A 6,224-nucleotide genomic window follows, 5' to 3' on the forward strand; every position below is an offset into this window, starting at 1 on the left:
GGTGCTTGCGGGAAACTACGGCCGGCCGAGGACGATGGAGACGTTGTGCCCGCCGAAGCCGAAGGAATTGGCCAGCGCATACGCCCAGTTGCCGGTGCGCGGGGCGCCGCGTACGACGTCCAACTCGACCTCGGGGTCCTGCTCGTCCAGGTTGCGCACGGCCGGGACCGAGCCGTCACGCAGCGCGAGCAGCGCGGCGATGGCTCCCAGCGCCCCGGAGGCGCCGAGCAGATGGCCGGTCATGGACTTCGTCGCGGTCACCACGGGGTGGGTGCCGACGGCCTCGGCGATGGCCCGGGACTCCGCCACGTCGCCCTGCGGGGTCGAGGTGGCGTGCGCGTGCACATGGCCGATCCGCTCGGGCGCGACCCCGGCGTCGCGCAGCGACATCCGCATGGCGCGGACCTGCCCCACGACGTCGGAGGCCGTGATGTGGGTGGCGCTGGAGCTGATCCCAGCGCCGAGGACGGCACCGTGCGCGGTGGTGACGCCGCGGGCCCGCGCATGGTCTGCGCGCTCCAGGACGACCAGCGCCGAGCCCTCGCCGAGGACGAAGCCACCCCGCTTGGTGTCGAAGGGGCGGCAGGCGCGCGCCGGGTCGTCGTTCTGCGTCGACAGAGCCATCATCTGCGCGAACGCGGTCAGCGGCAGCGGGTGCACGCTGGCCTCCACACCGCCGGCGACGACGACGTCCGCCCGGCCCGAGCGGATGAGGTCCAGGCCGAGGGCGATGGCCTCGGCACCGGAGGCGCAGGCGCTCACGGGGGCATGCGCGCCGGCCTGGGCGTCCAGGTCCATGCTGACCCAGGCGGCCGGCCCGTTGGCCATCAGCATGGGGACGGTGTGCGGCGAGACCCTGCGCGGGCCGGAGGTCTGCAGGACGTGGTTCTGGCCCAGCAGCGAGGTCAGGCCGCCGATGCCGGTGCCGATGACGACGGCGAGGCGCTCGGGGTCCGGCTGCGGACTGCCCGCGTCCGCCCACGCTTCGCGGGCGGTGACCAGAGCCATCTGCTCCGATCGGTCCAGCTTGCGCGCTTCGGTGCGGGGCAAGGCCGCGGCCGGGTCGGCGGTGAGCCGGGCCGCGATGCGCACGGGAAGGTTTTCCGCCCAGCTTTCGTCGAGCACTCCGATTCCGTTCTCGCCGGATTGCATCGCCGCCCATGTGGTGGGCAGGTCGGCGCCCAGTGGCGTCATTGCTCCCAGGCCCGTGGCCCACACCTCAATCGCGTTCTGCATGTATCTGGACGCTAGTCAGCGCACGACTCGGCTGGCAAGTTTTCAATTCGCTCCGGACCCCCTGCCTTTCCGGACCATAGGGGGTCCCCTATTCACCCCTATCGGATGTCCCGCGAATAGACCCTCCCCATAGGGGGGTGGGCATTGGCCCTCCAGGGCCGGGCGTTGGCGGCCCCGGGGCGGGCGTCGCACGGGCCGCGCAGCACCCTCTCCCGGGACGTGCCCGGAGGGTTCCGTACGACGCGGTCCCGGCCGGTGCCGGGCGGCGCCGGTGCCGGGCATCGTCCCGAAGCGCCCATGGCGTCTCGTGTTTTGATCTACCTGAGCCAGGCAGCACAGGCCGACGAGGCCGGCCATCTTGAGGGGAGCGTCCGTGGGGACGGCAGACGGGCGTCGGGCGCGGGAGGTACTCGAGGACCTCTTCGCACGGGCACGTGAGGGACAGGGACGGGCGGCGCTCGTCACGGGAGCGGCGGGCATGGGGAAGACCACGCTCGTCCACGACCTCCAGGACCACGCGCTGGGCTCGGGGGCGAGAGTGCTCACCGCCCTCGCCTCACGTGCCGAACGCGATCTGCCGATGGGCGTCGTCGGCCAGTTGGCGGCCGCAGCGGGGGCGCCCGTCGACCCTGCGCTCCTGCCTCCCGGCGCCCCCGCGGGCACGGACTCCGGTACGGGGGCGACGCTCCGGGCCATCGACGCGTTCCACCGCCTCATGCACGGACTGGCCGAGCACGAAGCCCTCGTCATCACCGTGGACGACGCACACGAGATGGACGCCGCCTCCCGGCAGTGCCTGCTCTACCTGGTCCGCCGGGTGGGCGCCGCCCGGATCCTCGTGGTGCTCGGGGAGCGGGCCGACATCTCCCAGCCGGGCTCCGCGATCACCTCGGAGTTCGTCCGCAACCCCCGTTGCGCGCTCGTCCAGTTGGGCCGGCTGTCCGTCGCGGCCACCGCGTCCGTGCTCGCCTCGCTCCCCCGCCCCCGGCCCGCCCCGGAGACCGCGTCGCTGTGGCAGCGCGCCTCGGGCGGCAGTCCGCTGCTGCTGCGGGCCCTGCTGGACGACCGGACCGACCCCGCCGCCGCGGAGCCGAAGGCAGGCGAGGCGTTCCGGCTGGCGGTGCGGCACCTGCTCGACCAGCTGGACCCTGTCGCCGCCCGCACCGCGCACGGCCTGGCCGTCCTGGGGGACGACGCGACCGCCGCGGACCTCGACTGGCTGTTGGGCCTGCCCGGAGGCACGGCCGCACGGGCCGTGGCGACCCTGGACGCCCTCGGCCTGACCGAGGAAGGCCGCTACCGGGTCGCGGCCGTCCAAGCCACGGCACTGGCGGAGCCGGCACCCGAGGACCGCGCCGCGCTGCACCGGGCCGCGGCCCGGCTGCTCTACCGGCACCGGGCTGCGACCGACGAGGTGGCCCGCCACCTGGTCGCCGGTGGCCCGGTGGACGAGAGCTGGGCTCTGGCCGTACTGCGCGACACGGCCGCGCAGGCGCTGCGGACGAACGACCCCGAGCGGGCGCTGACCTGTCTGCGGGTGGCGCACGACGCCTGCTCCGACCTGCGCGAGCGGGCACAGGTGCGCGCCGAACTGGTGCAGGCCGAGTGGGAGGTGGATCCCGCGGCCGTCCGGGTCCACCTGCCCGGACTCGTCGAGGACCACCGCGCCGGGCTGCTCGGCCCCCGGCAGAGCATCCGCCTGATCGCCCACCTGCTGTGGCACGGCCGGCCCGAGGAGGCGGACGCCCTGTTCGCCGACCTGGACCCGGTGGAGGGCCGGCTGCCGGAGGACTGTCAGGCCCAACTGGAGACGATGCGGGTCTGGTTCGCGCACTCGTACCCGGTGCTCGGGGCCCGCTACCGGGAGCACACGTTGCTGGACGAGGCCGCGCTGAGCCGCAGCGTGGGCGCCCTGGACCCGCAGGCCGACGGGGCGCTGGTGCTGCACGCGCTGATGTCTGAGGGGCCGACGGGCTCCGTGCTGGAGACCGCCGAACGGCTGCTCCAGGGGGTGGTGTTGCACGATCCGCCCGTGGCCCCGACCATCGCCGCGCTGGCCACCTATGTGCACGCCGCGCGGCTGGACCGGGCCGCGGACTGGTGCGATCTGCTGCTGCGGGAGGCCGAGCGGCGCACGCCGGTGGTCCGCGCCATCCTGGCGGCCGCCAGTGCCGCGGTCGAGAGCAGGCTGGGCAACTTCGAGGTGGCCCGCAGGCGGGCCGACCTGGCACTGACACTGGTGGGGCCGACATCGTGGGGCATCGCCATCGGTGTGCCACTGGCCGCCAAGGTACTGGCGTGCACGTCCCAGGGGGACCGGGAAGGTGCCGCCGAGTGCTTCCGGGTGCCGGTGCCCGATGTCATGTTCCAGACGCTGCCGGGGCTGCACTACCTTCAGGCGCGGGGCCGCTACCACCTGTCGGTCGGCCGGTACCACGCGGCGCTCGGCGACTTCCATGCCTGCCGGGACCTGATGGCCGCGTGGGGCCTCGACGTCTCGGCCTCGCTGTCGTGGCGGGTGTACGCGGCCGAGGCCCTGATCGAGCTCGACAGCCCGGCGCAGGCCCGGGAGTTGCTGGCGGAGGAGCTGGCCCGACAGGACGACGGCAACGGCGGCAACCCGTGGCTCAGGAAGCGTTCGCTGCAGCTGCTCGACCGGCTGGGGAACCCGCGGCCGTCCGACTCACCCGCGGCCGCCCCGGGACGGGGCACGCCGGAGGAGAGGGGTCAGGAGGGGCTGAGCAAGGCCGAACAGCGGGTGGCGCTGCTGGCCTCGCAGGGCTGCACGAACCGGGAGATCGCAGCCCGGCTCTTCGTCACGGCGAGCACGGTCGAGCAGCATCTGACCCGCGCGTACCAGAAGTTGGGGGTACGGGGCCGGACCGGTCTGCCCGCGGTGCTGGGCCGGGTGGCGGCCGGGCGGCCCGCCGACTCGTAGCCGGGCGGGCGTCCGGCAGGCAGGCCACCGGGCGGACGTCCGCGGTGCACCGGTGCGCCGGCCAGGCGGAGCCGGGCGTAGACCGACGGGGCCGGGCCGAGACCGACGGGGCCGGTCCCGCCGCTCCGGCGTGGCGCCGTCAGGCGAGCCTGGCCGGGGCGGGGGTGCGGTGGAACCCCTGCCCGCTCTTGCGGCCGAGGCAGCCGCGGGCCACCAGTTGCTCCAGCAGCAGGGGCGGGGCGTAGCTGCCGTCGGGAAACTCCTCGTCGAGGCGCCGCAGGATCGCCAGGGACACATCCAGGCCGATGGTGTCCAGCAGCGCGAAGGGACCCATGGGGTGGCCGAGCCCCCGTGCGACAGCGGCGTCGATCCGCTCGATGTCGGCGTCGTGTGCGTCACGTCCGTCGAGCAGCCGGACGGCATCGGTGAGGTACGGGAAGAGCAGGTGGTTCACGATGAACCCGGCCCGGTCGGCGCACGGGACCACGGTCTTGCCGAGCCGCTCGCAGAAGACGCGGGCGGTGGCCGCGGCCGGCGCTCCGGTCCGCGCGGTGGTCACCAGCTCCACCAGCCTCATGACCGGTGCCGGATTGAAGAAGTGCAGGCCGAGGACGTCCTCGGGGCGACCGGCGGCCTCCGCACAGGCGGCGACCGACAGGCTGGAGGTGGTGGTGGCCAGCAGGGCACCCGGCCTGCACAGCCCCCCGAGGGTGGCGAACAGCCGCCTCTTGAGCGCGAGGTCCTCTGCCGTTGCCTCGATCACCAGATCGCACTCCGCCAGCTCCGCCTGCCGGTCACCCGTGTCGAGCAGGCCGAGGGCGGTGCGCTTCTGCCGCGGGTCGATCCGGCCCCTGCGTACGGACGCGGTCAGCGATGCCTCCACCGCCTCGCGAGCGGCGTCGGCCTGCGCGGTTCCGCGCGCCACCAGGACGGTGCGGAAGCCGGCGACGGCGACGGTCTCCGCAATGCCCCGGGCCATGGTGCCCGAGCCCAGAACGCCCACCCGCCGGATGCCGTCGGATGCCGCCGGGGCGTCCGTGGGAGGCGCCGGGGAGCCGAGCGGGCGGCCCAGTTCGTCGTACACGTAGAACCCACGGCCCGTCTTGCGGCCCAGCAGGCCGCTGCGAGCCATCGACTCCAGCAGCGCGGCCGGGCGGTACGCCTCCTCCCCCGTCCGGGCCAGCAGCCCGGCCAGCCCGGCGCGCACGGTGTCCAGCCCGATCTCGTCGAGGAGTTGCAGCGGCCCCTCGGCCAGCCCGCAGCCCAGCCGCATCGCCGTGTCGACGGCCTCCTGCCCGGCGTACCCCTGCTCGAGCACCCGGACCGCGCGGTTGAGGTACGCGTACAGCATCGCGGTGGCGGCCGCGCCGGGCCGGGCCCCGATGGGCGCGGCCGCAAGCCCGAGCCCGTCGAGCAGGTCGTCCAGCGCGGCGACGGCGTCGTCGCTGCTCATGGCGGTGGACAGGGGCTCGACCGCGGCGCCGGGGGCGGGCGGGCGCAGCATCCGCAGCCCGAGCGTGCGGGCGGGCCGGCCGGACGCGATCGCCAGGTGCGGCAGCGACAGCGAGGCCGACGTCCCGACCAGAACGGTGCGGTCCAGGCAGACGGCGTGCAGCCGACGCAGCACCTCGGTCTTGACGGCCAGGTCGTCCGGTACTGCCTCCACGACCACGTCGGCCCGCACCAGGGCGACGGTGTCGTTGGTGAGGGTGTAGCCGCCGGACCGGCCGGCGCCGCTTGCCGTGCGGGCCCTCATCCGCCGTTCCACCCGCGCCAGTACGTCGGGGTGCTGGTCGACACCGATGACCTCGTACCCTGCGGTGTGCAGCAGGGTGAGCAGGGGCCGGCCGACGGAGCCGAGCCCGACGACGCCCACGACGGATGAGTGGCGCGGCATGACCTCGCTGTGTTCCTTCTCTGCGGCGGATTGCGGGGACGGGCTCAGCGTCCGGAGGTCCGGAAGCGGTTGATGGCGTCGAGGTGCTCGGCGCGCATCTCGTCGTCGCGCACGCCCAGGCCCTCCTCGGGTGCCAGGCAGAGCACGCCGACC

3 protein-coding genes are annotated in these 6,224 nt (G+C 74.6%); 1 reads left to right on the plus strand and 2 read right to left on the minus strand.

Annotated elements, in window-relative coordinates; translation table 11 throughout:
- Positions 1-15 precede the first annotated feature (15 nt).
- Positions 16-1,236, minus strand: a complete 1,221-nt coding sequence (locus AB0J10_RS13290; protein ID WP_363060931.1) for a beta-ketoacyl-[acyl-carrier-protein] synthase family protein — start codon at positions 1,234-1,236, stop codon at positions 16-18.
- A gap of 373 nt (positions 1,237-1,609) precedes the next feature.
- Between AB0J10_RS13290 and AB0J10_RS13295 the strand changes: the two genes are divergently transcribed.
- Complete coding sequence (locus AB0J10_RS13295; protein WP_363060933.1) at positions 1,610-4,174, plus strand: AAA family ATPase; 2,565 nt, start codon at positions 1,610-1,612, stop codon at positions 4,172-4,174.
- A 139-nt stretch (positions 4,175-4,313) separates the two neighbouring features.
- Here AB0J10_RS13295 and AB0J10_RS13300 read toward each other — a convergent pair whose 3' ends face one another.
- The gene (locus tag AB0J10_RS13300; RefSeq protein ID WP_363060935.1) at positions 4,314-6,071 is read right to left on the minus strand and encodes a 3-hydroxyacyl-CoA dehydrogenase family protein; all 1,758 of its coding nucleotides are present in this window, start codon (positions 6,069-6,071) and stop codon (positions 4,314-4,316) included.
- Positions 6,072-6,224 lie beyond the last annotated feature (153 nt).

This window comes from Streptomyces sp. NPDC049887 (assembly GCF_040656535.1).
Lineage (GTDB): Bacteria > Actinomycetota > Actinomycetes > Streptomycetales > Streptomycetaceae > Streptomyces.